Genomic DNA, 26,034 nt, shown 5'->3' on the forward strand with positions numbered 1-26,034 from the left:
GGCTCGTCGCAGGTACTCGACTCAGTTCGGCCATAATGGAGGAAACGTCGCCGGAGTTCACCCGCTCATGAAGTCTCTTTGCTTCGCAGCATTTCTCGTTTTCGCTGCCGGCTGCACGTCGACCTCGCCGCCGGCGAGTCCTCAGGCGGCGCACGATACTAACGCCTACCTGCTGCACGCTCCCGACGCCGCTGCGAGACCACCGCGACTCACCGTCGGCACCAGCTATTCCGACACGCAACTGATACTGCCGTGGTTCCTCAACGACATTATTAACTTCGTGAACTATCGCTAGTCTGGAAACTTTTTTCCAGAAAGCGGTCACAGCCAGCGACGCACAGACGCCTTGTAGGCCAGGTATTCCGACGGAAAGCGGCTTTCCAGATAGCGCTCTTCCCGCGGGATGACCACGAGTGACATCAGCGCCACCGCCGGCACGAGGGTGAGCAGTAGCCAAAGACTGTTGACCGAGAACGCAATGCCTAACTGGAGCAGCGAAAAAGCCAGGTAGATGGGATTGCGGCTGTATCGAAAGGGCGCCTTGCTGACGATAGCGGTGGTGGGCCGATTTCCCGGCACGGGGGTGTCGGCGGCCCGAAGCGTGCGCACGGCCCAGAGAAACAGCACGACAGCGACCAGCACCGCGCTGCCCCCGAGTGGCCCGCTCACTGTATGAGGCACAAGCTGCACTGGCCATACGAAATGCAGCAACACGCCAAGGGCGATTGCACTCAGGTAGACAAAAGGCGGCCGTATGATCCCCGGGTTTGCGACTGGCGGCGCCATCGCTGGCTCCGCCGTTTCGTTGCGGTCCTCGCTTGCCATATCCGCCTCCAACTCTCGCTGCAGCTCGACCCCTCGATTACGACGCACCGGGATTGGCGCCATAGCCCACGCTGCCGCTCCTGGCCGAAGCCAGCATTCATCTCGTGTCTGCCAGAAATCGCCGCACTTCGGCTGCTAACCAGTCGCGTAGCGCGCAGACCTTGGGATGATCGCGATTGCCGACGCGATAGACCAGATCATAGCCGCGCTCGACTTTCAGGCGAATGTCGGGAAATGGCGCGACGAGGCGTCCAGCCACGATGTCATCGCCTACCAGGGCGCTGCGTCCGAGAGCTACGCCTTCGCCACGAATGGCTGCCTCGATGGCCATGCTTCCGTGACTGTATGCGGGACCTCGACCTCTGCGGTTCCTGTCCACGTCCGCGTAGGCGAACCACTGTTCCCAATTGGCCAACATCCGGTCTTCATGCAGCAGCGTGCAGCGTGTGAGATCAGCCGGAGTCGTCAACCCGCCGACTTCTTCGCGGTAGCTGGGGCTACAAACCGGTGTCACGGTTTCTTCGAGAATCCGTTCGGACTGCACGCGAGGATAGCGACCCCCGCCGTAACGCACGGCTGCGTCGACCTGCCCATCGTCCAGATCGACATTGCGATCGATCACGTCGAGATGCACATCGAGTTCCGGATGAATCGCCTTGAAACGATGAAGGCGCGGCGCCAGCCACTTGGTCGCGAACGAAACGCTGGTACTGATCGTCATGCTTGCGAGGCTGTCGTGTCCGCGCAGGCTCTCGGCTTCCCTCGTCAGCTCGCCCAGTAGTCGAGCTACAGCAAAGTGAAACTCGGTTCCCGCATCGGTCAGGATGATCCGGCGCGTGAGGCGGCGGAACAGCGGAACACCGAGATGATTCTCGAGCGTCTTGATGTGCCGGCTCACTGCGCCGTGGGTCACGTGCAATTCCTCGGCGGCCAGCGTCATGCTCAGTAGTCGCGCAGTCGCTTCGAACGCGCGCAGGGTTTGCAGCGGTGGAAGCCGATCGAACATGATGGGCTGTTATGTGTGAGTTTTACTCACGCATTATATGACGACAAATCGTTTGTCAACGATCCGCGCGGCCGCGAATATCTCCATTCAATGTCTTTTTCGCACCAACGCCCATGTCGAGCCCAAGCCTGAGTGATGCCCGTTCCGGGGTGGTCGTCAATGACCACGCAGCCAAGACGATCACGATGCGGAGTTTCGGCGCATTGCTGGTCCTCGCGGTGATGTGGGGACTATCCATACCGGTGACCAAACTGGGACTCGAGTCGCTACCCCCGCTGACGCTCACCGCAATGCGTTTTGCCGTAGCCGTGCCGCTACTGCTCATCTTCGCGGTGGGCCGGCATCCGTTGCCGCGGCACGCATGGCCGCGCGTCGCCATGCTAGGCGTGCTGGGCATCGGCATCGGACAGGTCGCGCAGACCTTTGGCGTCTCGGGCACCTCGGCGTCTGTCGGCACCATTATTTCCGCGACCATTCCGGTTTTTATCGTGTTCTTTGCGGCGCTGCGCCTCAAACAGCATGTATCGGGTTGGCAAAAGCTGGGACTGCTAGCGGCATTCGCGGGCATCGCGTTGGTCGCGTTCGCCCGCGAGCACGGCGCAGCGACGCTGTCCGATACCACTGCGGGCGGCGCGATTTGCGTGCTGCTGTCGGCGCTCGCGATTGCGTTCTATTACGTCTGGAGCGTCGAACTCACGACCGCATATGGCACTGCGACGGTTGCAGCCTGGAGCACGCTGTTCGGTTTCGTTGCACTGCTGCCGTGGGCGGCGTGGGAGATGTGGCACGTTCCATTTCACGTTACCACGCAGGGTGTATCAGCCGCGGTATATCTCGGGGTGATCGTGACTGTTGCCGGCCTGTTTATGTGGCTCAACCTGCTGCGTATCGTTCCGGCGCGGGTTGCCGCGAGCGTTCAGTTCCTCCAGCCGATCTTCGGCATTGCCGCTGCATCATTCATGTTCGGCGACAGGGTCGGCCCATCGTTCGTGGTCGGCGTGGCTCTCGTGCTGGCCGGACTCGCGCTCACGATGGTTTCTCGCAACGAAGCGGGTAACCGCGCTTGAAACAGGAACGTCCGCTAGCCAGCGAAGCGGACTTTCGAGTCAGGTGTTCGCAGACAATAGCCTGCGCCGCGCACTGTCACGATCCGTCCTGCTCCGATTTTTCGTCGCAAGCCACACACTTGCACTTCGATGGCATTGCTGGCGATTTCCTCGCGTGGATCGCATATCCTCGCTTCAAGTTCCGAGCGAGTGAAAACGCGCGCCGGATCTTCGATCAGCGCCTGTAGCAGAGCGAACCCGCGCGGCGCCAGCGTGAGCGGTTCTCCATGCAGGGTGACTCGATGAGAGGCTGCATCCAGCATGAGGCCATCGTACGCGAGAACGGGAACCGTCCGTACCACTCTGCGACGCGTCAACGCACGTACGCGCGCCGCAAGTTCATCGACGTCGAATGGCTTGACCAGGTAATCGTCCGCGCCTGCGTCGAGTGCGGCAATACAACTTTCCAGTTCCCTCTGTGCCGTCACGATGATGATCAGGGCACCGCCACCGCACTCTCGATAACGCTTCAGCGCGTCAATAAGGTTGATTCCCGACAGGTCAGGGTCGAGCATGATGAGGTCGTACAAGCTGTAGTCCGGCCAACTCATGGGCTCGCCAACGACACTCATCCAATTGACGGTATGGCCCGCACGTCGCAACGTATCGACGACCGGTCCAGCGATCAACTCATCCTTTCCCATCAACAGCAACTGCATGGCAACAGATCCCTTGAATGCGCGGCGGTTGTTCGTCTTGTCGGTTCGGCGCGATCGTAAGGTAACCATGCTGAAGAATTGCTTAAGAGATGCGGACTGGCTGTTCGCGAGTAACGCAAACGTTCGCTACCGCACCGATTGCTCGAAAGCTTTTGCGGACACTCCTGACGAATGGACCCTTTCGATACCGCAATCCAAACTTTCCTGACGCACATGGCGCTGAGTTGCGCCATGTTGAATCACGCCATAAGAATCATCGCGGACCTATACACATTCAAGGGTTTGGTGCTCATACCCGTATTGTGGTGGATATGGTTCAAACCCAGCCAGCGTGGCGATTGGGAGCGTGAAATGGTCGTCGCGACGATCGCGAGCGGCCTTCTTGCGCTCGCGATATTCAGGCTTATTGCTCATTATTTGCCATTCCGTATACGGCCTCTGTTTAATCCTGAGCTACACCTGAGTTTTCCGTCGGGTGGTCTGGAAGCGGCCGTGTTGCCAGCCTGGAGCTCCTTCCCAAGTGACCACGCGATGCTGTGGATTTCGGTCGCAACCGGGATCTTTCTGGTGTCGCGCCGCGCCGGTGTGCTCGCGCTTTTATACACCGCGATCTTCATATGTCTGCCTCGCGTTTATCTCGGATGGCACTATCCGACCGACATAATCGCGGGGGCGGCGATTGGCGCGACCATCACATGGATAATGACTCGGGACGCCGTTAGAACACGTATTTCAGTGCCGATTCTGGGGTGGATGCACAGATTTCCCGGGCCGTCTTATATGCTGTCGTTTGCTTTATGTTTCGAATTGGTAACACAGTTCAACGAGTTACTCGTTCTGGGGCGGTCGATATTACAAGGCTCATGAGTTGAAAGCGGTCGCGGCTAGCGCGGCCGTACCGTAATCGCCAAATGGTTGCCAGAAATGGCGGCCAGACCACAGGTACTCCTGCAGACCGGCAATCAGCGCCCATTTTGGGTACTCGCCGTGCGGCTCTTCACATGATCGATGAACGCGCGCAGCTTCGGCATGATCTGCCGGCGACTCGGATAGTAGAGAAACACGCCAGGGATCAGCGGCGCATACGCCTCCAGAACGCGCACGAGCTTTCCGGTTCGCAACCCCTCGGCGGCCATCGGCTCGGGTAGCTGAGCAAGGCCGATGCCTGCGTTCGCCGCACCCAGCATGCCCAGAAAATCGCTGGCGATGAAAGGACCGGAAACGGCGACTTCGATCGGCTGGCCGTTGTCGTTGAACGACCACGACGCGAGCGCGCCGTTGGAGCGCCGCCAGCGAATGCAGGCATGCGTACGCAGATCGTCGATGTGCTCGGGGTGGCCGCGCGCCGCGAAATAGCCGGGACTTCCCACCACGACGAAGCGGAATGGCGCCGTCAACGGCACCGCGACCATGTCGGCGGCAACGAACTGGCCCAGCCGGATGCCGGCGTCGAAGCCTTCCGCCGCGAGATCGATCAGCTCCTTGCTGGCCGCAATCTCCACCTCGACCTCGGGATTGGCCTCGCAGAACGACGCGATCAGCGGCTCCAGCAGGATCGGCACGACCGCGCGTGGCACCGAAAGACGCAACAGGCCGGACGGCCGCTCGCCGAGTCCGCGCGCCACCTCGCTGGCGGCGACGAGTTCCTCGAAAGCGGGCTTGGCGCGCGCCAGAAAGCGCTCGCCGGCTTCGGTCAAGCCGACGCTGCGCGTCGTGCGAATGAAAAGCGTCGCGCCGATGCGCGCTTCGAGCACACGCACCGCCTGACTGATCGCCGACGGCGTCACGCCGAGCGCCGCGGCGGCGCCGCGAAAACTGCGATGCTCGGCCACGCTGAGGAAGACCTCGACGCCGTCGAGTGCACCCTGCCTGACTGTGAAGTTCTGCTTCATATCCTGTCAACATTGTGAGGAATAGTCGCTCGCGCGAGACGATGGTACACCTATCACCTGCGCATCCAACATTCGACAGGAGGCATCATGTCAGCGCGGCTTCTCTTTCAGATGCATCTCGTTCTGGGCTACGTTGCCTGGTTGTTGTGCTTCGGCACCTACGTGTGGCCGAAGCTCAGGTCGATGGCGCCGTTCGACGCGCAACGCGCGATCGCCACCTTGCACAGCTTCCGTTTTTTCGGGCTCGCGTTCCTGCTACCCGGCGTCGTCAGTCCGCAACTGTCCGCGAGCTTCGCCGCGTTCGCCGCTTACGGAGATTTCGCCACGGGCGTGCTGGCGATGCTGGCCTTGCTGACGGCGCGGATACGGCCGCTTTTCTGGTCGTTCGTGGTTGCTTTCAACCTGGTCGGTATGGCCGATCTGCTTGTCGACTACTACCACGCGACAGCGGCCGATCTGCCCGCGCATTCAGGAGAACTGGGCGCCATGTACGCGATCCCGATCATCTATGTACCGACGCTGGCGATCACGCATGTTGCCGCCTTTTATCTGATGCTGCGCCCCCGGCTCAGGAGGAGACTTCACGCCGCGCCCGCCGTGCGTCGCGACATATCCAAGGCGTAGCCTGCGTCACCTGCCGCAGTTCGGTAACCTAACGAAGAATCCAGGCAGACATCGAACAGCATATTTCCGCCATCTACCTGCGTTATGCTGTCGGTCGTCGAGTCGATTGCTCGCGGCCTGAGCGACGCAGGTGCGCAAACCCGGCGTAACGTGGCCGGGTGGTGACCTTCACTGGCTTTTCCGGCTTTCGGGCATGCGACCTGATGCTCGCGTCCCTTCGCCAGGCGACGCGGGCCAACGCCCGGAACAACCACTGAACTCACCGAGGTGCCGACGTGAAATACCGCTTGCTCCTGCTGCCGCTCGTTCTCGCCGCGTGCGCGCAGACACCCGAAGTGACAGCGCCGGCTCCCGCGGCGACCACGGCCGCGGCGAACCCGGCGGCGCCGACCGGCACCGATCAGCTGGCCCGCTACCACTGGCAGCTGAGCAACGCGATCGACAGCAACGGCAACCGCATCGATGCGCTGTTCGCCCGCCCGGACAAACCGGTGCAACTGGACTTCAGTCCGTATCGGATCACCGTCGTCAATAGCTGCAACAACATGGGAGCGGGTTACACGGTGAGGAAGGGGTATCTGCAGATCGGCCCGATGGTCACCACGATGATGGCCTGCAACGACCCCGCGCTTGCCGCACTCGACGATGCGATCTCGCAGCGAGTGCGCGGCAGCGTCAATGTGAACCTGCTCGCGCGCGACAACGGGCCGCGCCTGCAACTCGTCACGGATAACGGCGATACGCTGAGCTTTACCGGCGTGCCGACGGCCGAGACGCGCTACGGCGGCCCCGGTCAAATTGCATTCCTGGAGGTGGCGCCGCAGTCGGTGCCGTGCACCCATCCGTTGATGCCGGACGGGCAATGTCTGCTCGTGCGCGAACGTTTCTTCGACGAGCAGGGGCTGGCCACCGGCACGCCCGGTCCGTGGCAGCCGTTCAATCAGAATATCGAAGGCTATACGCACACGCCGGGCATCCGTAACGTGGTGCGCGTCAAGCGTTTTACGATCACGAACCCGCCCGCCGACGGACCGTCGGTGGCTTATGTACTGGACCTCGTGGTTGAATCGGAGAAGGTCGGGCAGTGATGCTTCTGCTAGCGTGCCGCCGGCCAGGCCGGCGGCACCGTTATCCCGCCTGCAACATCATCCCTTGTGAATCAGCCGCCCGAGCGGCGCGAGCGGTCCCACCGGCAAATACTCATACTTCATCAGCCCGTCGGCCACGAGCGGCAACGCGTCGAGTATCAACCTGGCCTCATCGACCGATGCGACGTTCATCAGGAAGATCGGTCCGGCCTTGTCGCGGAACCAGAACTGCTCGACCTTGCCGTCCAGATAGAACTGCAGAGTGGCCGGCACCTCGTGGGGCAAGTGCTGCTGGAGCTTGTCCGGGGTGAGGGTCGGTTGTGCGGATGCGATGGCGAATACTTTCATCTGTGACCTCCTTGGTCGACGTTCGTTGCGATGTACAACGGAGTTCACTGTAGCCCTCGTCCGGAAAAAGCTGTATCGTCGCAAATGACAACTTTAGGGTCATTTACGCCATGCGCATCGCGATCCTCGCCCTGCAGGGGCTGTTCGATACCGGCCTCACCGTCATGCTCGACGCGTTCTCGCTCGCCAACCGGTTCGCGGCCGCGAAGATGGGCGGACGGCCGCACTTCGAGCTGTCGATCGTCGGCGTGCGCAAGAAGGTCCAGTCGGGGCAGGGGTTCGCGATCCCCGTGCAAGCGATCACCGCCGACCTGAAACCGGACTGGGTGGTCATTCCCGCGCTCGGCACCGGCACCCCGGAGCAACTGGTGCCGGCGCTCGAACGGCCGGACGTGCGCGACGCCAGGGAACAATTGCTCGCGTGGCATGCACAGGGCACGTTGCTTGCCGCGTCATGCATCGGCACGTTCCTCGTCGCGGAAACCGGGCTCCTCGATCATCGCGAAGCGACGACGACTTGGTGGCTGAGTCCACTGTTCCGGCAGCGCTATCCGGCGGTGCTGCTCGACGAGTCGCGCATGCTGGTGCCAACGGAGGTCGGGGTGACGGCGGGCGCGGCGATGGGGCATCTCGATCTCGCGCTGTGGCTGATCCGTCGCGCGAGCCCCGAACTGGCCGCGCTCGTGTCGCGGTATCTGCTCGCGGATCTGCGCTCATCGCAGGCGCCTTACATCATTCCCAACCACCTCGCGCAGGCCGATCCGCTGATTCAGCGTTTCGAGCGATGGGCGCGCGATCATCTGAAGGAAGGGTTCTCGCTGCAGCACGCGGCAGCCGCACTGGCGACGAGCGCGCGCACGCTGCAGCGTCGTTGCCAGGACGTGCTCGGCAAATCGCCGTTGGGGTACTTTCAGGATCTGCGTGTCGAGCACGCGCAGTCGCTGCTGCATGGCAGCGGCCTCGGCATCGACGCGATCGCGGCCGAGGTCGGGTATGTCGACGGTGCCACGTTACGCACGCTATTGCGCCAACGACTGGGCAAGGGTGTGCGTGATCTGCGAGCGGATTTGCGGTGAGGGCTTGCAGTGCGTGCGCAGAAAAACTTGACATCGTGCATATGCACACATAGACTTCGCTCCATGAACCGTCCTGTCTCCTACGATGAATGCAACTGCTTCGCGCTGCGCCAGGCGGCGCGGCACGTCACGCAGATCTACGAGCGCCATCTCGGCAGCGTCGGGCTGACGGCTGCGCAGTTCACGATCCTGGCAAAGCTCGCGCGCACCCCGAACCTGCCGATGGCGGAGCTCGCGGACGCGATGGTCATGGAGCGCACCACGCTGGTCCGCGCAATGAAGCCGCTGCAGCGCGACGGTCTCGTGTTGGCCGAAGCGGCGGACCACGACAACCGCACGCTGCTGTTCAGCCTGACGGAAAAGGGCGTGACTACCTTCGATCAGGCCTCGGTCGCATGGCGCGCCGCGCAGGACGAGTTCGAAAAGAAGTTCGGTCGCGCCCGCGCGAAGACGCTGCGCGCGGAGCTGTTCAGCATCACCGACTAGATCGGCACCGGAGCCCGCCTCGGCGGGTTTTATAATGCCGTTTCATGTGCATATGCACTAACGAGCAAAAGGAAGGGCAGCGAATGGAAGCGCTCCTGGATGACGACTGCTTTGCGATCCGCCAAGCGGCACGTCACGTATCGCAGATCTATGATCGGCATCTGTCGAATGTCGACCTGACCATCACGCAGTTTTCGCTGCTGGGGCGTCTGAAGCGCACCGGTCCGATGACGATGAAGCAGATCGCCGAAGCCATGCGCATGCAGCGCACCACGCTGGTCCGCACGATCCAGCCGCTGCGCCGCGACGGGCTCGTGTCGAGCGAGGCACTGGGTGCGGATGCACGCACGCTGCTGATCTCGCTGACACCCGAGGGCGAACAGCGGTTAGCCTCGGCCCGCGCGTACTGGTACGCCGCACAGGCCGAGTTCGAACACCGCTTCGGCGAGAAGCGCGCGGCCGCGCTGCGCAGCGAGCTATTTGCGATCACCAAAGATTCGCTTTGACATAAACGCTGAAGGTAGCGGAGGCCGGCGCACCGCGCCGTTTTTTTCAACCTGAAGAGTGCATACGCACATATCGACATCATGTCCACAACTCCCTCGACCGTCGCGCCCCCGAGCGCGGTACAACCAGCCCGAGCGGCGCGGCGTATCCCGTGGATGCTGCTCGCGATCCTGTCCGTTCTCGTCGTGCTGGCGCTGGCCACGTCGTACTGGTTCTTCGTCGGCCGCTTCCTCGAGACGACCGATGATGCCTACGTCGGCGGCGACGTCACGGTGATGGCGCCAAAGGTCAACGGCTTCGTCACCGACGTGCTGGTGCGCGACAACGAGTTCGTGCATGCCAACCAGGTGCTGGTGCGTCTCGACGCCCGCGATTACGACGCGCGTCTCGCGCAGGCCAACGCGGAAGTGGAGAGCGCGCAGGCCGCCGTCACCGAGCTCGAAGCGAAGAAATCGCTGCAACTCGCGGCGATCAACGAGCAGGCCGCGGAGGTCCGCGCGTCGGGCGCCGAGCTGACGCGCAGCGCGGCCGACCAGATCCGCTACCGCGAGCTCGTGAAGGACGACGCAGTGTCGAACCAGGTCGTCGAGAAAGCCGATGCCGATCTGACCAAAGCGCGCGCCGCGGTCGATCGCAGCGGCGCGGCGCTGCTCGCGGCGCAACGCCAGATCGCGGTGCTCGACGCGCAGATCGGCGACGCGAAAGCGCGCATCGCGACCGCGCAGGCCGCGCAGCGCGTCGCCGCGTTGAACGTGGAATACACGACGATCCGCTCGCCGATCGACGGCTATGTCGGCAATCGGACCGCGCGCGTCGGGCTGCTCGCCAACACCGGCGTGTCGCTGCTGACCGTCGTGCCCGCGAGCGGCCTGTGGATCGATGCGAATTTCAAGGAAGATCAGCTGCGCAAGATGCGCGCGGGCGACAGCGTCGAGGTCCAGCTCGACGCGTCGAATACCGTGCTGCACGGCGTGGTCGAAAGCCTTGCGCCGGCGACCGGCGCGACCTTCAGCGTATTGCCCGCGGAAAACGCGACCGGCAACTTCACGAAGATCGTGCAGCGCGTGCCGGTGCGCGTGCGCCTCGACGTGCCGAAGGACATGCAAGGCGTGTTGCGTCCCGGCCTCTCCGCGACGGTGAAAGTGCACGTCGATGCGGGCCATCCGGCCGCGCAGGGATGAACCGATCATGACCGACGTTCTCGACAACCCCGCCGACCAGCCGACCCGCACCAAGGTCTTCGCATTCGCGCTGATGTGCGTGGGCTTTTTCATGGCGACGCTCGATATCCAGATCGTCGCGTCGTCGCTGCGCGATATCGGTGGCGGGCTGTCCGCGAGTCAGGACGAACTGTCGTGGGTGCAGACCTCGTATCTGATCGCGGAGATCATCGTGATTCCGATGTCGGGGTGGCTCACGCGCGTGTTCTCGACACGGTGGCTGTTCACGTTTTCCGCGTTCGGCTTTACGGTGACCAGCATGCTGTGCGGGCTCGCATGGGACATCAACTCGATGATCCTGTTTCGCGGTCTGCAAGGCGCGCTTGGCGCCGCGATGATCCCGACCGTGTTTACGGCCGCGTTCGTGCTGTTTCCCGGCAAGCAGCGTTTGATCGCATCGACGACGATCGGCGCGCTCGCGTCGCTGGCACCGACGATCGGCCCGGTGATCGGCGGCTGGATCACGTCGCAATGGTCGTGGCACTGGCTGTTCTATCTGAACCTGGTACCGGGCGTCGCCGTTACGCTGCTGGTGCCGAAGTACGTGCATATCGACAGGGTCGATCTGTCGCTGCTGAAGAAGGGCGACTACGTCGGCATCCTGCTGATGTCGGGTTTTCTCGGCTGCCTCGAATACGTGCTCGAAGAAGGGCCGCGCAAGAACTGGTTCGGCGACGACGTGATCGTGCTGTGCGCGTGGGTCGCGGCGATCTGCGGGTTTCTGTTCCTCGTGCATGCGTTCACCGCGAAGGAACCGATCGTCGACCTGCGCGCGCTGGCGCTGCGCAACTTCGGTATCGGCAGTCTGCTGTCGTTCATCACCGGGATCGGGATCTTCTGCACCGTGTTTCTGACGCCGGTGTTTCTTGCCCGCGTGCGCGGCTTCGATTCGTTGCAGATCGGACTCGCGTTGCTATCGGTCGGCTGTTTTCAGTTGCTCGCGCTCGGCGCGTACTCGACGCTCGCGCGCTTCGTCGATATGCGCTTGCTGATGGTGTTCGGCCTCGCGCTGTTTGGCATCGGCTGCTATCTGTACGTGCCGTTGACGAACCAATGGGGCTGGCAGCAACTGCTAATTCCGCAAGCCTTGCGCGGAATCGGCCAGCAGTTCTGTATTCCGCCGATTGTGACGATGGCGCTCGGCGCGTTGCCGCCGTCGCGGCTGCGCTCCGCGAGCGGACTGTTCAATCTGATGCGTAATCTCGGCGGCGCGATCGGCATCGCGGTCAGCAGCACGATGTTGAACGACCGTCTGAATCTTCACTACGAACGGCTCGACGAACATCTGAACGCGGGCCGTCCGGTCGTCGAATCGATCTTGCAGAAGCAGGCCGAGTATTTGTCGGCAGTCGGCGGCAACGTATTGAATGCTGCGAATGCGGGGCTCGCCGAATTGCACGAGGCATTGATGCGCGAAGCGCTGGTGCTCGCGTTTTCCGACGCCTTTCTGGCGGTTGCGCTGTGCTTCGTGGTCGCTTTGCTGAGCGTGCTGTTTTCGCGGCCGTTCGGCAACACCGCGCCCCCGCCCGATGCCCACTAGGAGTCCAACATGAAACGGATGGCGATGAAATTAGTGGCGAGCGCGGCATTTTTGACGCTCGCGGCCTGCGCGGTGCAACCGGCCACGCACGCGGATTTGCCGCATGCGGTGCAGACGCTGGCGCCGGCCGCCTGGAGCGTCGACGCACCGCAGGATAGCGTGAACACCGATGCCTGGTGGGCGCAATTCGGCGACCCGGTCATGCATCAGCTGATCGAATCGGTGTTGACCGGCAACCTCGACGTGCAAGCCGCGGCCGAGCGCGTGAAACAGTCGCAGGATCTGGTGACGCAGAATCGCGCCGCGCTGCTGCCGGAGCTGAATGCGAACGCGGGCGCTTCGATCGAGCGGCAGAACACGCCGCCGCCGCTCGGCTATGTGCGCCAGGCCGGCTTCGGCCTCGCCGCGAGCTGGACCCCGGACGTGTTCGGCGGCGAACGACTCGCGGTGCTCGCGTCGCAGGCGCAGGTGTCGGGTAGCGTTGGGGCGCTGAACCAGTTGCGGCTCGCGCTCGCGGCGAACACGGCGGCAGCATATATCGATCTGCGCTGGGCGCAGGCGCAATTGCAGATCCTCGACGACAACGAGCAGATCCGCAGCCGCGCGCTGAAGCTCACGCAGGCGCGTCTGCATTACGGACTGTCGACCCAGCTCGACGTCGCCCGCGCGCAGAATCAGTTGCAGGATTTGCAGGCACAGATTCCGCGCATGCAATCGACGGTCCAGCATCAGCTGAGCCTGATCGCCGTGTATTCGGGGCGTACGCCGGAAAGTCTCGATACGCTGCTGCTTTCCAGCGCGCGCGAGATTCCGGTGCCTGCGCAAAGCGCGCCGCAGGTATTGCCGTCCGACGCGTTGCTGCATCGGCCCGACGTGCGCACCGCTTATGCGCTCGTCGAACAGCGTGCGGCGGAAGTGGGAGTATCGAAGGCCCAGCGCTATCCGCAGTTCAAGATCAACCTGACGAATGGGCTGCTCGCATCGTCGTACCTTGGCTTGCCGACGCTGACCGACAATCTGTTCAGCGCCGCGTTGAATGCAACGAGCCCGATCTTCAACGCCGGGCGCATCACCGCGAACATCGACGCGAGCGAGAGCCGCATGCGCGAATCGCAGCTCGGCCTGCAGCAGACGATGCTGCAGGCGCTCAAGGAGGTCGAGGACAATCGCAGCGATCTCGTCAGCGGCGCGGCGCAGGTGCAGCGCCTGGCCGGTGCGCTCGATGCGTCGAATCATGCGCTGCGTCTGTCGACCGAGTTGTATAAGGGCGGCGCGTCGAGCTTCCTCGACGTGCTCGACGCGCAGCAAGCGTATCTGCGCGATTCGGAATCGCTGAATCAGGCCCGGCGCGAGCACGCGCTTTCGGCGATCGCGCTGTACCGGTCGCTGGGGGGCGGGTGGGAGCAGGGAGAAACGGTCGCGTCCGGACAGTAAGGCACGCGTCAGCGCGATTGCAGCCAGAAGGCGCGGGACTTCGAAAGCGTCCGCGCCACAGTCGAGCCTCCCCGGAACCGATTCCCAATCTTTGCTACATTCTGCACAAGAAGCACACGGCAACATCGGGATGCGTCCACCAGCGACGCGCATGATCGGCAAACCGAAATCTTTCAAGAGGCTCAAGATGCGAATTCTGGTAGTAGGGGCAGGCGCGGTTGGCGGTTATTTCGGCGGACGTCTGGCGGCGGCGGGGCAGGACGTGACCTTCCTCGTACGCGCCGGTCGCGCCGAAAAGCTGCGGCGCGACGGCCTCGTCATCAACAGCCCACGGGGCAATCTCCAGTTGCGCGACGTGAAGACGATCCTGGCAGGTGTCGCCAGCGAGCCGTTCGACCTCGTGCTGCTGAGCTGCAAAGCCTACAGTCTCGACGACGCGATCGATTCGTTCACGCCATTCGTCGGCGAAGAAACGCTGATCCTGCCGATGCTTAACGGCATGCGCCATATCGAGGTGCTGAGCGCGCGCTTCGGCAAGGAGCGCGTGCTCGGCGGCCAGTGTGTGATCGCCGCGACGCTCAATGCGGAGCAGCACATCATGCATCTGAACGACATGCAGGCGATTACGTTCGGCGAACTCGTGGGTGGCACCTCGGAGCGCACCCAGGCGATTGCCGATGCGATGTCGGGCGCGAAGTTCGACGTCGCGGTCAGCGACAACATCCTGCTGCGCATGTGGGAGAAATGGGTATTCCTCGCCACGCTGGCCGGCACCACCTGCTTGATGCGCGGTTCGGTCGGCGATATTCTGGCCGCGCCTGACGGCAAGCGCGTGATCGAGAAGCTGCTCGGCGAATGCCGCGCGGTGGCCGAACACAATGGCTTCACGATGGACGCGGACTTCGACGCGCGCGCCATCCAGGTGCTTCTGACGCCGTCGCCGCTCACCGCGTCGATGCTGCGCGACGTCGAAAACCGCTCGCACACCGAGGCGGATCATATTCTCGGCGACCTGATCACGCGCGGCGGCGACGCGCAAAAGGGCGAACACGCGTTGTCGCTGCTGCGCATCGCCTATAGTCATCTGAAGACGTACGAAGCGCGCCAGACCCGCACTTCCTGACGGCTCGCCGCGGTCGGCGCGAACGCGGACCGGGCGAACGGCGCGCCGCGCATGAGCGCCGCCGCAACCTGACGATCGGAGGTCAAGCATGCCGACTCCCACTGGATCGGTGCCCGCGCTCAGCGCCGCTTCCGCGACCGTGTTCTCGATCGGCATCGTGTTTCTCGGCTACTGGGGCATGTATGAGCCGACCGCCTGGCACAAGGCCGACATCGTAGTCTTCGTGCTCGCGCTGGCCGGCTTCGCGTGCCTCGGCCTCGTGCCGTGGATGGCGACGAGTCCCGTCGAGCCGGAGAACAGCGACTCGCGCGTGCGGATCGCGCGGCATCTGTTTCTCGCGGGCGTGACCTCGATCTGGCTCGCGGTGGCGGTTTCCGTGATCTTCTGAAGCCTCGCGACTGCCAGGGCGCGCCGCTTACTCCGGCATCTTCCTGAACGACACCGCAATCCGGTTCCAGCCGTTGATCGCAACGATCAGCAGCGTCAGGTCGCTGATTTCCTGCTCGCTGAAATGCGGCTTCACTGTTTCCCATACCGTATCCGGTACGCGCGTTTGCGCGATCAGCGTCACCGCCTCTGTCCATTCGAGCGCCGCGCGTTCGCGCGCGGTGAAAAACGGCGCTTCGCGCCACGCGGCCACCGTCGCGAGACGCCGTTCGGTTTCGCCGTGCTTGCGCGCGTCGCTCACGTGCATGTCGAGGCAGAACGCGCAGCCGTTCAGCTGCGACGCGCGAATCCGCACGAGTTCGGCGAGCGTCTTGTCGATCGTGCTCTTGCCGATCGTTTCCTCGAGCGCGAGCATCGCGCGCGTGCCGCTCGGGCTGGCCTTGTAGAAGTCGAGACGTGCTTGCATCAGAGAGTCCTGGTGAGTGTGCGAGGGGCGTCCAGATGGGCGTCCGTGGAGGTAAGCTTACGTTCGGCACTGGTCGTTCGAAATAACCATTTCGCCGTTATTTGAGGTAACCACCCGAATGGACATTCACATCGCGGTCGAAGGCCATCACGATCTGTCCGGACAGATTTATCGGCAGTTGCGCGCGGGCATTCTCGAAGGGCGGCTCGCCGGCGGCACGCGTCTGCCGTCCACACGCGATCTCGCGACCCAGCTCGGCGTGTCGCGCAAGACCACGCTCGATGTTTTCGAGCGGCTGCTGTCCGAAGGCTACCTGAGCGCGCGCGCCGGTTCGGGCACCTTCGTCGCCGACGGGCTCGAACGGCTGCCCGCCCAGCGCTCCGCGCAGGCGCGCGCGGCGGCTCGGTCGCGCGAGCGGGACGCCGCGCAAGCGAAAGCCGCCGCACGCGCGCAGCCGCTGTGGGAACAGATGCCCGACAGTCTGCCGTTGCCGCGGCCGTCGGTGCCGTCGCCGCTCGACTTCATCGGCGGCGCGACCGACAAGACGCTGTTTCCCTTCGACGTCTGGCGCCGCTGCGTGAATCACGCGCTACGCGGCCAGGCGCGCAGCCCCGGCACCTATCGCGAGGCCGCCGGTGAGCAGCAGCTGCGGCTCGCAATTTCGCGCTACCTCGCCTTCAATCGCGCGGTGTCGAGCAACTGGGACGACGTGATCGTCACGCAGGGCGCGCAGCACGCGCTCGATCTGATCGCGCGCATCACGTTGCGGCCCGGCGACATCGCGGCCATCGAAGACCCCGGCTACCCACCCGCGCATGCCTGCTTCACGGTGACGGGCGCGCGCGTGGTGCCGGTTCCGGTCGATAACGAAGGCCTGATCGTCGGCAAGCTGCCGGACAAGGCGCGGCTCGTCTACGTGACGCCATCGCATCAGTTTCCGCTCGGCATGCCGATGAGCCTCGAGCGTCGCGTCGAACTGCTCGAATGGGCGCAAAAGCGTGGCGCGGTCATCATCGAGGACGACTACGACTGCGAGTACCGTTTCGAGGGCCGGCCGATGGAGCCGCTGAAGAGCCTCGATCGCGCCGGTCTCGTCGCCTATGTCGGCACGTTTTCGAAGACGATCTTCCCCGAGCTGCGCATCGGCTACCTGGTGCCGCCGGCGTCGTTGCACGGCCCGCTGCTGAAGGCGCGGCAGATCGCCGATTGTCACGGCTGCACGCTGACGCAGACGGCGCTCGCGGCGTTCATGCTCAATGGCGACTTCGCGCGTCATCTACGGCGCATGCACAAGGCTTATGCGGCGCGCCGCGCGATGCTGCTCGAGCATCTGCAAGGCGACCTCGCGCGCTGGTTCGAACCGATCGTGCCGACTGCCGGCATCCATCTGGCGGCGCGGCTGAAGGAGCCGTTGGCGTCGCTCGGCGAAGAGGCGCTCGTGGCCGCCGCGCGTGAAGCGTCGATCGGCCTCTATGGACTCGCGCCATTTCACCATCGCGTGACACCGCAGCCTGGGCTGATGTTCGGCTATGGCAGCATCGCGGCCGAGCATATCGACACGGCGCTGACGAAGCTCGCCGGCATCCTGCCGCGCATCGCACGCTGAAACGGAACCCGGCGCAAGCAAGGCGTAGGCATCGTCGCAGCGTCGGGGTTGCGTTGCTTGACGTGTCAAACGAAGAAAATGCCTTGATTCAAGGGACGAAAACACCAGCCCGCCTCGCCACGACCGCCTCGAAACCGCCGCCGAAACGAACTGTAACGAGCGTTACTCCTGCATGTTGAAGACCTCGCGGCACACGTTTTAGCCGCTAAAACAGGTGCTAAAACGTGTTGGACCGTTGGCGCCACGCAAAAAACTTCATCGCAATACATAAAAGAGTCGCGCAAATCGCTTTAGCGCTTGTAGAATCCGGCGTTGAAGCGTGCGCATACGGTGTGCGCTTCGAGCAATTCACTGACCACAACAGGTAGGAGAAACATGCCGACTTCCGCAAAAAAGGTGGCCAAGAAGGCTGCTGCCCCGGTACCGACCAAGAAGGTTGCTGCAAAGAAAGTCCCTGCGAAGAAAGCCGTCGCAGCCAAGAAGGTCGCCGTGAAGGCGTCTGGCGCACCGACGCCGATCAAGGACACCTTCACGAAGGCCTCGTTGGCAGCTCACATCGCTGAACGTGCTGCAGTGGAACCGAAGACCGCCAAGGCTGTGCTGGCCGCGCTCGAAGACACGATCCTCGGCACGGTGCATAAGAAAGGCGCTGGCGAATTCACGCTGTCGGGTCTGCTGAAGATCGTCGTGCAGGCTGTGCCGGCGAAGAAGAAGCGCTTCGGCAAAGATCCGTTCACGGGTGAAGAGCGCTGGTTCCCGGCCAAGCCGGCAAGCGTGCGCATCAAGGCACGCGCGCTGAAGAAGCTGAAGGACGCAGCGGCTGCCTAAGCGCGTTGCGCTCACGCTCATGCGTCGGCATGGCGCGGTTGTGCTTAACCATGCCTGACGTTTGAGGGCGTGAAAAAGCGCCTGCATGCAGGTGATCGAAGTCCCCGTGGGTGAGAATCCGCGGGGACTTTTTTTATGCGCTCGCTGCGTAGCGCTCATCGCACCCATTGGCGAAACGGCGGGCGCGACTCTCATAGTGTGCTCCCTGATGGCGCGCGCGCACCTGACTGGCGCATCATGATCCACGACAGTACGATCAACGCAATTCGACGCCCTGCGGATGCGCCGCTAGCGTGCACGTCGACGCGCATCATCACGACATATTCAATGGCATAACGCTTGCTTGATCAAGGTCGAATACCGAATGCGCAGCGCATTCGCCTTTATTCGACAAACAAGACTGGGGCTGACATGCGATGCTATGACGAGATGCGCTATCACGACGATGGCGTACGGCCGCATTACGCGCGCTTCGAGCGATGGTTGGATAGCCAGGGCAACGAAGCGATCGCACGCAAGCGCGCGGAAGCGGACCTGCTGTTCAGGCGCGTCGGCATCACGTTCGCGGTGAACGGCGACCTGTCCGGCACCGAGCGGCTGATCCCCTTCGATCTGATTCCGCGCATCATTCCGCGCGGCGAATGGCAGACGCTCGAAGCGGGTTTGCGACAGCGCGTGCAGGCTCTCAATCTGTTCATCCACGACGTCTATCACGATCGCAACATCGTGCGCGCGGGCATCGTGCCGGCCGAGCAGGTCTATACCAACGCGCAGTATCGTCCGGAGATGCAGGGCGTCGACGTGCCGCTCGGTGTTTACGCGCATATCGCCGGCGTCGACGTGGTGCGCGCCGGCGACGAAGGCGAGTTCTACGTACTCGAAGACAATCTGCGTGTGCCGTCGGGCGTGTCGTACATGCTCGAAAACCGCAAGATGATGATGCGGCTCTTCCCCGAACTGTTCGTGCAGAACCGCATCGCGCCGGTCGCGCATTACCCCGATCTGCTGCTCGATACGCTGCGCTCGGTCGCGCCGGAAGGCGTCGACGATCCGGTCGTCGTCGTGCTGACGCCGGGCATGTACAACTCCGCGTATTTCGAGCATACGTTCCTCGCGCAGCAGATGGGCGTCGAGCTCGTCGAAGGCAAGGATCTGTTCGTCGACGACAACTACGTGTTCATGCGCACCACCCAGGGACCGAAGCGCGTCGACGTGATCTACCGGCGCGTCGACGACGACTTTCTCGATCCGCTCGCGTTTCGCGCCGACTCCGCGCTCGGCGTGCCGGGTCTGCTGACCGCATATCGCGCCGGCCGCGTCGCGCTCGCGAATGCGATGGGCACCGGCATCGCCGACGACAAATCGATCTACCCGTACGTGCCAGGCATGATCGAGTTCTATCTCGGCGAAAAGCCGATTCTGAACAACGTGCCGACCTATCAGTGCCGCAATCCCGAGGACCTCGCCTATACGCTCGCGCATCTGCCGGAGCTGGTGGTCAAGGAAGTGCACGGCGCGGGAGGCTACGGGATGCTGGTCGGCCCTGCCGCGACGAAGGCCGAGGTCGAGGCCTTCCGCGAGCGGCTGATCGCGCGTCCGGCCGGTTATATCGCGCAGCCGACGCTGGCGCTGTCCGCGTGTCCGACCTTCGTCGAAGCGGGCATCGCGCCGCGCCATATCGACCTGCGGCCGTTCGTGCTGTCGGGCAAGAGCACCACGATGGTGGCGGGCGGTCTCACGCGCGTCGCGCTGCAGCAGGGCTCGCTCGTCGTCAATTCATCGCAGGGAGGCGGGACCAAGGATACCTGGATGGTCGACTGATGCGCGCGGCACGCAATGCGCGTGCGCCGCCGTCGCTCAACGGATAACCAGCGCGGACTTTCGTCGCCGACGAAGGCCTCGCGCGTTCAGATCACAGACATGGAACGCCGTCATGCTTAGCCGAACCGCCGATCACCTCTTCTGGATGGCCCGCTATATGGAGCGCGCGGAGAACACCGCGCGCATGCTCGACATCAACCTGAAGGCGCAACTGCTGCCGCAGACGCCCGAACAGGAGGCTCGCGCGCAGCGCTCGGTGCTGCGCATCTCCGAGCTCGAAAGCGCCTTCGCGCAGCGTTACGACGAACCGACGCTCGAGCACGTGCTCGACTTCATGGTCGCCGACGCGAGCAATCCGTCGAGCATTCATTCATGCCTGCAGGCCGCGCGCGAAAACGCCCGCGCGGTGCGCGGCACGCTGACGACCGAGTGGTGGGAAACCATCAACGACACGTGGCTCGAATTCAACGAGCGGCTTGCGAGCGGGCAGGCCGCGAGCAATCCGGGCTCGTTGTTCGAATGGGTCAAGTTCCGCTCGCATCTGTCGCGTGGCGTGACGATCGGCACCGCGCTGCAGGACGACGCGTTCTTCTTCACACAGCTAGGCACCTATCTCGAGCGAGCCGACAATACCGCGCGGATTCTCGATGTGCGTTTCGCGAACGTCGAGCCGAACTCGCGCGACGCCGCGCGCCAGCTGGAGGACTTCTATTACTGGACCTCGATCCTGAGCTCGGTGTCGGCGCTCGAAATCTATCGCAAGGTGTATCGCGACGTCGTGACGCCCGCGCGCGTCGTCGAGCTGATGATCCTCAATCAGCAGATGCCGCGCTCGCTGCTCGCCTCGCTGGACGGCGTGTGCAGCAATCTCGCGATGCTGCGCACGTCGGGCTCGAACCAGTGCGAGCGCTTCGCCGGCAAGCTGCGCGCCGAGCTGCTCTATGCCGACATCCGGCAGATTTTCGAAACCGGTTTGCATGGCTATCTGACGCAGTTCCTCGCTCGCGTGTTCGAGCTGGGCAATCTGGTGGCGCGTACTTATCTGATGCTGCCAGTGGCCTGACGGAGTTTTCTCATGTACCTGACGATCCGCCACGACACCTCTTACCGCTACGAAGCGACGGTTCACTATTCGATCCAGCAGTTGCGCCTGACGCCCTCGAGCGGCGCCGGGCAGACCGTGCGGCGCTGGAGCATCGACGCGCCGGGCAAGCTGGACGCCACACTCGACGCCTACGGCAACGTGCTGCATACGCTCGTCATCAACAAGCCGCACGACGAGATTCATCTGCGCGTGTCGGGCGAGGTGGACACAATGCCGCTCGTCGACGGGGTGCTGCACGATCCGCCCGGCCCGATTCCGCTCGAGCATTTCACCTGCGCGACCCGTCTGACCGAAGCCGATGGCGCGATTCGCGAGCTGGCGGAATCGGTGGCGAATCTGGCGAGTCCGGCAAGCCTGATTGCGCTTGCCGAGCAGATCGTGCAGCGCGTGCAATACCGGCCCGGCGTGACCGAGGTCACGAGCACGGCCGCCGAGGCGCTCGCGCTCGGCAACGGCGTGTGCCAGGACCATGCGCATTTGATGCTCGCGTGCTGCCGCGCGCGCGGCGTGCCGGCGCGCTACGTGAGCGGTTATATCGAACCCGGCGACGTGCCGCATGGCGCGAGTCATGCGTGGGTCGACGTCTGGCTCGAAGGCAAAGGCTGGATATCGCTCGACGTCACGCACGCCGGGTTTGCCAGCGAGATCTATTGCCGCCTCGCTGTGGCGCGCGACTATGAGGCGGCCGCACCGGTGCGCGGCCGGCGCATCGGCGGGCTCGAAGAGGAGCTTCACGTGGCGGTGGCGGTCAGCACGCAGATGTCGCAGTAGCCGCGTTGCAACGCTAAAGGCTGCGAAAAAGGCCATAAAAAAGGCCGTAAACACGGATAAAAGGCGCCCGTGCGCCGCATTACAATAGGTCCGTTCCCTCGCGTTCTGCGGATTCGTTATGACTTACTGCGTAGCGATGGCCGTCAACGACGGTCTCGTATTCCTGTCCGATACGCGTACCAATGCGGGCGTGGATCACATCAGTACCGCGCGCAAGATGTCGGTGTTCGAGCAACCCGGCGAACGCATGCTGGTGCTGCTGGGTGCCGGCAATCTGTCGATCACCCAGGCGGTGCTGCACGAGCTGTCCGAGCCCGCCGATGCCGGCGAGCCGACGCTATGGAGCGTGCCGACGATGGCCGACGCCGCGCGCGTGGTCGGCAGCGCGGTGCGCCGCGTGCACGAGCGCGAAGCGGCAGCGCTGCAGAAGTTCGGCGTCGACTTCAATTGCAGCTTCATTCTCGGCGGCCAGATCGCGGGCAACCGCATGCGGCTTTTCATGATCTACGCGGCGGGCAATTTCATCGAGGCGTCGGCGGTGAATCCGTACTTCCAGATCGGCGAATCGAAGTACGGCAAGCCGATCATCGACCGCGTGCTGACGCCGTCCACACCGCTCGACGAGGCCGCGAAGTCCGCGCTGATCTCGATGGACTCGACGCTGCGCTCGAACCTGTCGGTGGGCTTGCCGCTCGATCTGCTGGTGTACGAGAAGGATGCGCTGCGCGTCACGCGGTTCGTGTCGATCGATCGCGACAACGCGTACTTCGACATGATTCATCGCACGTGGGGCGAGCGTTTGCGCCAGGTTTTCGCCGAGATTCCCGATCCGGACTGGCAGCTGTCGCTGGATGCGCCGTCGCTGCATCCGGAGCGGGCGCTGGTGCTATATCGCGCGCCGGTCGGCGCCGATGGCGTCGAGCATGAGCACGATGTGCCGCCCGCGCAGATTCTCGCGCAAGCCGATAAAGGGAAGGCGCAGCGGCGCTAGCCGTATTGGGTTCGGGGCGCGCGCCAAGCTCGTCCGAACCCGCCACCAGAATCTCGGGACGAAAAAAAACCAGCCATCGGCATCGCCTCTGGCTGGTTTGTGGTCTCTGGCTACGCAGCTCGTCAGCTGCGTAGCAGGTCCGACTCGAAGTCCGATTAGAACTTGTGGCGGATACCGAGGCTGACCATGACCTGGTTGTTGGTGCTCGACTGGTTGCCATACGAACCGATCGAAGCCGTAGCCGATTGAAGGGTACTGGTGCCCGGTACACGCTGTTCGCCGCTTGCGTGCTGCCATGCGCCGACCAGGTAGAAGTCCGTGCGCTTCGAGAGGTTGTAATCGCCGCCCAGCGACACTTGGTTATACGTTGCGGATGCGTCGCCGTGACCCTTCGTGTAGGCGTAGCCAATACCCACCAGTGCTGCCGGCGTGACCTGGTAGCCCAGGTACGCACGACCCACTTCGTACTTCTGGGTCGTCGTGAAGCCCGAGCTTGCGTCCGGACGGTATTGTGCGTTGCTGTACGACAGGTTGCCGGTCCACGGGCCCGTCACGTACTGAACCGCGACCGACGCGATGCCGATCGACTTCGATGCAGCGTAAGCCGAGTTGATGCCGGCGTTGGCCGGGAAGTTGGAGTCAAACGTGGCGCCCGGCGCTGCCGTACCTGCCCAGCCGCTATTAGCCGCACGCGTAGCCGGCGAATTGGCATTGCTTGCATGCAGGTAGCCAGCAGCGATGCTGAACGGACCCGTTGCATACGTTGCTGCGCCCGACCACGTCTGGCCCGAACCCGTCGCGCCTGCGACGCCGCCCAGAGCATACAGACCTTCGATCTGGAAGCCCGACCAGACAGGCGACACGTACTTCAGCGAATTGATGACGCGGAAGCTGTTGTCGTTGTTGTCGACGTCGCCCGGCGTAGCGAATGTGCTACCGAAGTAGTTGTCGCCCGTCAGCGGCTGGACCATGTCGACCAGCGGGTCGTACTGACGACCAGCCGTGAACGTGCCCCAGACGTCGCCCGTCAAACCGACGTAAGCCTGACGACCGAACATCGAGCCACCTTGCTGCAGCTTGCCGGTGTTGATGTCAAAGCCGTTTTCCAACTGGAAAATTGCCTTCAGGCCGCCGCCCAGGTCTTCCGTGCCCTTCAGGCCGAAACGGTTACCTTGGATGTTGCCGCCAAACAGTTGAACGAGGCTGCCGCCCTTCGGCGTAGCGTTGTTCACGTACTGGATCGACTCATCCAGCACGCCATACAGGGTCACGCTGCTTTGCGCGTGTGCGACACCGGCGACGCCGAGGAGCGCCAGCGAGAGGGTAGACAGTGCGATTCGTTTCATCCATTTCTCCACGCAGATGATTGTTCGTTGTTGCGGAAAGCAGAATAGCTCAGCGCATCCGCCCGGTAGAAACGGAAAAAAAAGAGTGTCGCCAAAAACTGACAATCGAGGCAAACCCTTGTATTTACAGTCCATCAACGATTATTTCTATTTGCGCAACATTTATTGGTCTGATGCGCATTATTGTTGATTTGTTGATAGTGACGGGGTGACTTAACGCACTTTCGGCATCGATTTGCATGCTAAATGTAATCTAGTCGTCTACCCGTCCGCTCGACCTTGTAGTGAAAACATAAAGAAACAGCCGGCGAAATGACTAGACAGGCTGGACAGAAGGACCGCGTTGTGTCCAAGCGTCGTCGAGCGGTTTGACGGCGCAACGCGTTTCAGCGCCTATCGGCGCCACGGCGCGCCATGACCGCGGCCGTGAGTCCCGCGGCGGCCGCGAGCAGCACCGAGGTCCACGGGTTGCGTCGCACGTAGCGGTCGGCGGCCGTCGCCTGGCGGCGCGCTTCGACGATGGCCGACGCCGCGAGACGGGTGGCTTGCGCTTCGACGTCGAGCACCTTGCGCGTGACGTCGACCGCGGTTTCATGCGCAGAGCGCTTTGGCGCTGCCGCCTCGATCCCTGACGGCGGCAGCGGCGCGGTCGTTTGGCTTGCAACACGCACAGCCGTGCGAGCCGACGAAACGGCGTTCCCCGCGACGGTCGATGCCGCCAACACCGACGCAAGCTTCGCGCGGCTGCCCGGCGGCGCTTCCCCCTGCATGCCCCAGCCGCCGCGCGGATCGTGCAGCCTGCCGCGCGCCGCCGAGAACTCCGCGCCAAGCAGCAGCACCAGCGCCGAGAAGTACAGCCACATTAGTAGCACCGCGAGCGAGCCGGCCGCGCCGAACGCGCTGGCCATTCCCGCATGCGCGAGATAGAGCGCGAACAGCTTTCTGCCGCCGGTGAACAGCACGGCCGCGACGACGCCGCCCACCAGCGCATCGCGCCACAGCACCCGAGCGTCGGGCAGGAACTTCAGCAGTGCGGCGAATGCGAACATCAGCACGAGCAGCCCGACGCCGAGCTGCAGCAGATTGCCGATCACGACATAGGGCGAGTCGCCCCACAGCCACTCGCCGATAAAGGCGATGACCGTATCGAGCACCAGCGACACGATCAGCAGGAACGCGACGCCGAGCACGAGTCCGAACGAAATCAGCCGTACCCGCACGAGCGCGAGCCAGCTGGCCGAGCGCGGCCCGGTGTAGGGCCATACTATATTGAGCGCGCTGTTCAGCGACGAGAACGTCGCCGACGCGCCGATCGCCAGCAGCGAGAACGAAATGATCGTCGCGATGCCCCCTTTGGCGCCCGCGTGATGCGCGTTCTCGACGATCGTCTGCACGCCGGCCGCCGCCTGGTCGCCGATCAGGCCGTTGATGTGGCCGAACAGCTCGCCGCGCGCGGCCGCCGGGCCGAAGAACCAGCCGGCCACCGCGATCACCATCACGAGCGTCGGCGCGAGCGAAAACGCCGCATAGAACGCGATGCTCGCCGCCATCTCCAGACAGCGGTTCTCCGTGAACTGCCGAAGTGCGCCCATCGCCCAATTGGCCTGGTGACGCGCGGCCTGCTGGAGGTTCTCGCGAGAAAGGGTATCGATGTCCATGATCGTGTCTGAATCGTGACGGCGCTTTCACGGTGTTTGCCTTGTCGCTTTGCGCAAACCTCGTGCCCGTCACTATACAAGTTAAGCGGTGAGCTTCACGGCCTGTTTTCATGGCCTGCTT

General features: G+C 63.4%; 27 protein-coding genes. 19 read left to right on the forward strand and 8 right to left on the reverse strand.

All coding sequences use genetic code 11. The annotated features are described in order from the left end of the window. Positions 1–67 precede the first annotated feature (67 nt). Positions 68–295, forward strand: a complete 228-nt coding sequence (locus tag AB3X89_RS05595) for a hypothetical protein (RefSeq protein ID WP_368582249.1) — start codon at positions 68–70, stop codon at positions 293–295. A 26-nt stretch (positions 296–321) separates the two neighbouring features. Here AB3X89_RS05595 and AB3X89_RS05600 read toward each other — a convergent pair whose 3' ends face one another. After that, positions 322–825, reverse strand: coding sequence for an isoprenylcysteine carboxylmethyltransferase family protein (locus AB3X89_RS05600; protein ID WP_368582250.1), 504 nt, complete (start codon positions 823–825; stop codon positions 322–324). Positions 826–922: 97 nt separating this feature from the next. Beyond that, on the reverse strand, positions 923–1,831 hold the full coding sequence (gene gcvA / locus AB3X89_RS05605; RefSeq protein WP_368582251.1) for a transcriptional regulator GcvA: 909 nt from the start codon (positions 1,829–1,831) through the stop codon (positions 923–925). Positions 1,832–1,944: 113 nt separating this feature from the next. On the opposite strand from gcvA, the gene AB3X89_RS05610 reads away from it, so the two are divergent. Further along, positions 1,945–2,898 carry a DMT family transporter gene (locus tag AB3X89_RS05610; RefSeq protein WP_368582252.1) on the forward strand — a complete coding sequence of 318 codons (954 nt, stop codon included), beginning with the start codon at positions 1,945–1,947 and terminating at the stop codon, positions 2,896–2,898. A gap of 14 nt (positions 2,899–2,912) precedes the next feature. On the opposite strand, the gene AB3X89_RS05615 is transcribed toward AB3X89_RS05610, so the two are convergent. Further along, on the reverse strand, positions 2,913–3,596 hold the full coding sequence (locus AB3X89_RS05615; protein ID WP_368582253.1) for a winged helix-turn-helix domain-containing protein: 684 nt from the start codon (positions 3,594–3,596) through the stop codon (positions 2,913–2,915). 171 nt (positions 3,597–3,767) lie between these two features. Between AB3X89_RS05615 and AB3X89_RS05620 the strand changes: the two genes are divergently transcribed. Beyond that, on the forward strand, positions 3,768–4,463 hold the full coding sequence (locus AB3X89_RS05620) for a phosphatase PAP2 family protein (protein WP_368582254.1): 696 nt from the start codon (positions 3,768–3,770) through the stop codon (positions 4,461–4,463). A gap of 95 nt (positions 4,464–4,558) precedes the next feature. Here the strand turns inward: AB3X89_RS05620 and AB3X89_RS05625 are convergent, their stop codons facing one another. Further along, positions 4,559–5,488, reverse strand: coding sequence for a LysR family transcriptional regulator (locus AB3X89_RS05625; RefSeq protein WP_368582255.1), 930 nt, complete (start codon positions 5,486–5,488; stop codon positions 4,559–4,561). A gap of 87 nt (positions 5,489–5,575) precedes the next feature. Here AB3X89_RS05625 and AB3X89_RS05630 point away from each other — a divergent pair, with 87 nt between their 5' ends. Continuing rightward, positions 5,576–6,112, forward strand: coding sequence for a hypothetical protein (locus tag AB3X89_RS05630; protein ID WP_368582256.1), 537 nt, complete (start codon positions 5,576–5,578; stop codon positions 6,110–6,112). Positions 6,113–6,387: 275 nt separating this feature from the next. Continuing rightward, positions 6,388–7,200, forward strand: a complete 813-nt coding sequence (locus tag AB3X89_RS05635) for a DUF4377 domain-containing protein (protein WP_368582257.1) — start codon at positions 6,388–6,390, stop codon at positions 7,198–7,200. Between the two features lie 57 nt (positions 7,201–7,257). Here the strand turns inward: AB3X89_RS05635 and AB3X89_RS05640 are convergent, their stop codons facing one another. Beyond that, the gene (locus AB3X89_RS05640; protein ID WP_368582258.1) at positions 7,258–7,548 is read right to left on the reverse strand and encodes a hypothetical protein; all 291 of its coding nucleotides are present in this window, start codon (positions 7,546–7,548) and stop codon (positions 7,258–7,260) included. Positions 7,549–7,658: 110 nt separating this feature from the next. Between AB3X89_RS05640 and AB3X89_RS05645 the strand changes: the two genes are divergently transcribed. From AB3X89_RS05645 to AB3X89_RS05680, 8 genes are all read left to right on the forward strand, one after another. After that, a complete protein-coding gene (locus AB3X89_RS05645; protein ID WP_368582259.1) occupies positions 7,659–8,624 on the forward strand; it encodes a GlxA family transcriptional regulator in 966 nt (321 codons plus the stop codon). 63 nt (positions 8,625–8,687) lie between these two features. Then, the gene (locus AB3X89_RS05650; RefSeq protein ID WP_368582260.1) at positions 8,688–9,110 is read left to right on the forward strand and encodes a MarR family winged helix-turn-helix transcriptional regulator; all 423 of its coding nucleotides are present in this window, start codon (positions 8,688–8,690) and stop codon (positions 9,108–9,110) included. 83 nt (positions 9,111–9,193) lie between these two features. After that, positions 9,194–9,616 carry a MarR family winged helix-turn-helix transcriptional regulator gene (locus tag AB3X89_RS05655; protein WP_368582261.1) on the forward strand — a complete coding sequence of 141 codons (423 nt, stop codon included), beginning with the start codon at positions 9,194–9,196 and terminating at the stop codon, positions 9,614–9,616. Positions 9,617–9,697: 81 nt separating this feature from the next. After that, complete coding sequence (locus tag AB3X89_RS05660; protein WP_368582262.1) at positions 9,698–10,798, forward strand: HlyD family secretion protein; 1,101 nt, start codon at positions 9,698–9,700, stop codon at positions 10,796–10,798. Positions 10,799–10,805: 7 nt separating this feature from the next. Next, positions 10,806–12,377, forward strand: a complete 1,572-nt coding sequence (locus AB3X89_RS05665) for a DHA2 family efflux MFS transporter permease subunit (RefSeq protein ID WP_368582263.1) — start codon at positions 10,806–10,808, stop codon at positions 12,375–12,377. A 9-nt stretch (positions 12,378–12,386) separates the two neighbouring features. After that, positions 12,387–13,811 carry an efflux transporter outer membrane subunit gene (locus tag AB3X89_RS05670; protein ID WP_368582264.1) on the forward strand — a complete coding sequence of 475 codons (1,425 nt, stop codon included), beginning with the start codon at positions 12,387–12,389 and terminating at the stop codon, positions 13,809–13,811. A 187-nt stretch (positions 13,812–13,998) separates the two neighbouring features. Then, positions 13,999–14,934: a 2-dehydropantoate 2-reductase gene (gene panE / locus AB3X89_RS05675; protein ID WP_368582265.1), complete on the forward strand. Its 936-nt coding sequence runs from the start codon at positions 13,999–14,001 to the stop codon at positions 14,932–14,934. 88 nt (positions 14,935–15,022) lie between these two features. Further along, positions 15,023–15,322 (forward strand): hypothetical protein, encoded by a 300-nt coding sequence (locus AB3X89_RS05680; protein WP_026228439.1) that lies wholly within the window; start codon positions 15,023–15,025, stop codon positions 15,320–15,322. 27 nt (positions 15,323–15,349) lie between these two features. Here the strand turns inward: AB3X89_RS05680 and AB3X89_RS05685 are convergent, their stop codons facing one another. Next, on the reverse strand, positions 15,350–15,787 hold the full coding sequence (locus AB3X89_RS05685; protein ID WP_368582266.1) for a carboxymuconolactone decarboxylase family protein: 438 nt from the start codon (positions 15,785–15,787) through the stop codon (positions 15,350–15,352). Positions 15,788–15,905: 118 nt separating this feature from the next. Here AB3X89_RS05685 and AB3X89_RS05690 point away from each other — a divergent pair, with 118 nt between their 5' ends. The 6 genes from AB3X89_RS05690 (at position 15,906) to AB3X89_RS05715 (ending at position 22,909) form a co-directional block, all read left to right on the forward strand. Further along, positions 15,906–17,393 carry a PLP-dependent aminotransferase family protein gene (locus AB3X89_RS05690; protein ID WP_368582267.1) on the forward strand — a complete coding sequence of 496 codons (1,488 nt, stop codon included), beginning with the start codon at positions 15,906–15,908 and terminating at the stop codon, positions 17,391–17,393. A gap of 375 nt (positions 17,394–17,768) precedes the next feature. Then, positions 17,769–18,221 (forward strand): HU family DNA-binding protein, encoded by a 453-nt coding sequence (locus AB3X89_RS05695; RefSeq protein WP_013092256.1) that lies wholly within the window; start codon positions 17,769–17,771, stop codon positions 18,219–18,221. A 411-nt stretch (positions 18,222–18,632) separates the two neighbouring features. Further along, the gene (locus AB3X89_RS05700; protein WP_368582268.1) at positions 18,633–20,042 is read left to right on the forward strand and encodes a circularly permuted type 2 ATP-grasp protein; all 1,410 of its coding nucleotides are present in this window, start codon (positions 18,633–18,635) and stop codon (positions 20,040–20,042) included. 112 nt (positions 20,043–20,154) lie between these two features. Beyond that, on the forward strand, positions 20,155–21,105 hold the full coding sequence (locus tag AB3X89_RS05705) for an alpha-E domain-containing protein (protein WP_368582269.1): 951 nt from the start codon (positions 20,155–20,157) through the stop codon (positions 21,103–21,105). 12 nt (positions 21,106–21,117) lie between these two features. Next, a complete protein-coding gene (locus AB3X89_RS05710) occupies positions 21,118–21,918 on the forward strand; it encodes a transglutaminase domain-containing protein (RefSeq protein ID WP_368582270.1) in 801 nt (266 codons plus the stop codon). 118 nt (positions 21,919–22,036) lie between these two features. After that, positions 22,037–22,909 carry a peptidase gene (locus tag AB3X89_RS05715; RefSeq protein ID WP_368582271.1) on the forward strand — a complete coding sequence of 291 codons (873 nt, stop codon included), beginning with the start codon at positions 22,037–22,039 and terminating at the stop codon, positions 22,907–22,909. Positions 22,910–23,064: 155 nt separating this feature from the next. On the opposite strand, the gene AB3X89_RS05720 is transcribed toward AB3X89_RS05715, so the two are convergent. Together AB3X89_RS05720 and AB3X89_RS05725 are read right to left on the reverse strand one after the other, a co-directional pair. Beyond that, positions 23,065–24,255 carry a porin gene (locus AB3X89_RS05720; protein ID WP_368582272.1) on the reverse strand — a complete coding sequence of 397 codons (1,191 nt, stop codon included), beginning with the start codon at positions 24,253–24,255 and terminating at the stop codon, positions 23,065–23,067. 386 nt (positions 24,256–24,641) lie between these two features. Next, positions 24,642–25,913: a YhjD/YihY/BrkB family envelope integrity protein gene (locus tag AB3X89_RS05725; RefSeq protein WP_368582273.1), complete on the reverse strand. Its 1,272-nt coding sequence runs from the start codon at positions 25,911–25,913 to the stop codon at positions 24,642–24,644. Positions 25,914–26,034 lie beyond the last annotated feature (121 nt).

It is taken from the genome of Paraburkholderia sp. BR14320 (genome assembly GCF_040948665.1).
In the GTDB taxonomy this organism is placed as follows: domain Bacteria; phylum Pseudomonadota; class Gammaproteobacteria; order Burkholderiales; family Burkholderiaceae; genus Paraburkholderia; species Paraburkholderia youngii.

Bases quoted from the DNA above. Each gene is read 5' to 3' on its own strand.
- AB3X89_RS05595 (WP_368582249.1), top strand. From the start codon at position 68: ATGAAGTCTCTTTGCTTCGCAGCATTTCTCGTTTTCGCTGCCGGCTGC.
- AB3X89_RS05600 (WP_368582250.1), bottom strand. From the start codon at position 825: ATGGCAAGCGAGGACCGCAACGAAACGGCGGAGCCAGCGATGGCGCCG.
- gcvA (WP_368582251.1), bottom strand. From the start codon at position 1,831: ATGTTCGATCGGCTTCCACCGCTGCAAACCCTGCGCGCGTTCGAAGCG.
- AB3X89_RS05610 (WP_368582252.1), top strand. From the start codon at position 1,945: ATGTCGAGCCCAAGCCTGAGTGATGCCCGTTCCGGGGTGGTCGTCAAT.
- AB3X89_RS05615 (WP_368582253.1), bottom strand. From the start codon at position 3,596: ATGCAGTTGCTGTTGATGGGAAAGGATGAGTTGATCGCTGGACCGGTC.
- AB3X89_RS05620 (WP_368582254.1), top strand. From the start codon at position 3,768: ATGGACCCTTTCGATACCGCAATCCAAACTTTCCTGACGCACATGGCG.
- AB3X89_RS05625 (WP_368582255.1), bottom strand. From the start codon at position 5,488: ATGAAGCAGAACTTCACAGTCAGGCAGGGTGCACTCGACGGCGTCGAG.
- AB3X89_RS05630 (WP_368582256.1), top strand. From the start codon at position 5,576: ATGTCAGCGCGGCTTCTCTTTCAGATGCATCTCGTTCTGGGCTACGTT.
- AB3X89_RS05640 (WP_368582258.1), bottom strand. From the start codon at position 7,548: ATGAAAGTATTCGCCATCGCATCCGCACAACCGACCCTCACCCCGGAC.
- AB3X89_RS05645 (WP_368582259.1), top strand. From the start codon at position 7,659: ATGCGCATCGCGATCCTCGCCCTGCAGGGGCTGTTCGATACCGGCCTC.
- AB3X89_RS05650 (WP_368582260.1), top strand. From the start codon at position 8,688: ATGAACCGTCCTGTCTCCTACGATGAATGCAACTGCTTCGCGCTGCGC.
- AB3X89_RS05655 (WP_368582261.1), top strand. From the start codon at position 9,194: ATGGAAGCGCTCCTGGATGACGACTGCTTTGCGATCCGCCAAGCGGCA.
- AB3X89_RS05660 (WP_368582262.1), top strand. From the start codon at position 9,698: ATGTCCACAACTCCCTCGACCGTCGCGCCCCCGAGCGCGGTACAACCA.
- AB3X89_RS05665 (WP_368582263.1), top strand. From the start codon at position 10,806: ATGACCGACGTTCTCGACAACCCCGCCGACCAGCCGACCCGCACCAAG.
- AB3X89_RS05670 (WP_368582264.1), top strand. From the start codon at position 12,387: ATGAAACGGATGGCGATGAAATTAGTGGCGAGCGCGGCATTTTTGACG.
- panE (WP_368582265.1), top strand. From the start codon at position 13,999: ATGCGAATTCTGGTAGTAGGGGCAGGCGCGGTTGGCGGTTATTTCGGC.
- AB3X89_RS05680 (WP_026228439.1), top strand. From the start codon at position 15,023: ATGCCGACTCCCACTGGATCGGTGCCCGCGCTCAGCGCCGCTTCCGCG.
- AB3X89_RS05685 (WP_368582266.1), bottom strand. From the start codon at position 15,787: ATGCAAGCACGTCTCGACTTCTACAAGGCCAGCCCGAGCGGCACGCGC.
- AB3X89_RS05690 (WP_368582267.1), top strand. From the start codon at position 15,906: ATGGACATTCACATCGCGGTCGAAGGCCATCACGATCTGTCCGGACAG.
- AB3X89_RS05695 (WP_013092256.1), top strand. From the start codon at position 17,769: ATGCCGACTTCCGCAAAAAAGGTGGCCAAGAAGGCTGCTGCCCCGGTA.
- AB3X89_RS05700 (WP_368582268.1), top strand. From the start codon at position 18,633: ATGCGATGCTATGACGAGATGCGCTATCACGACGATGGCGTACGGCCG.
- AB3X89_RS05705 (WP_368582269.1), top strand. From the start codon at position 20,155: ATGCTTAGCCGAACCGCCGATCACCTCTTCTGGATGGCCCGCTATATG.
- AB3X89_RS05710 (WP_368582270.1), top strand. From the start codon at position 21,118: ATGTACCTGACGATCCGCCACGACACCTCTTACCGCTACGAAGCGACG.
- AB3X89_RS05715 (WP_368582271.1), top strand. From the start codon at position 22,037: ATGACTTACTGCGTAGCGATGGCCGTCAACGACGGTCTCGTATTCCTG.
- AB3X89_RS05720 (WP_368582272.1), bottom strand. From the start codon at position 24,255: ATGAAACGAATCGCACTGTCTACCCTCTCGCTGGCGCTCCTCGGCGTC.
- AB3X89_RS05725 (WP_368582273.1), bottom strand. From the start codon at position 25,913: ATGGACATCGATACCCTTTCTCGCGAGAACCTCCAGCAGGCCGCGCGT.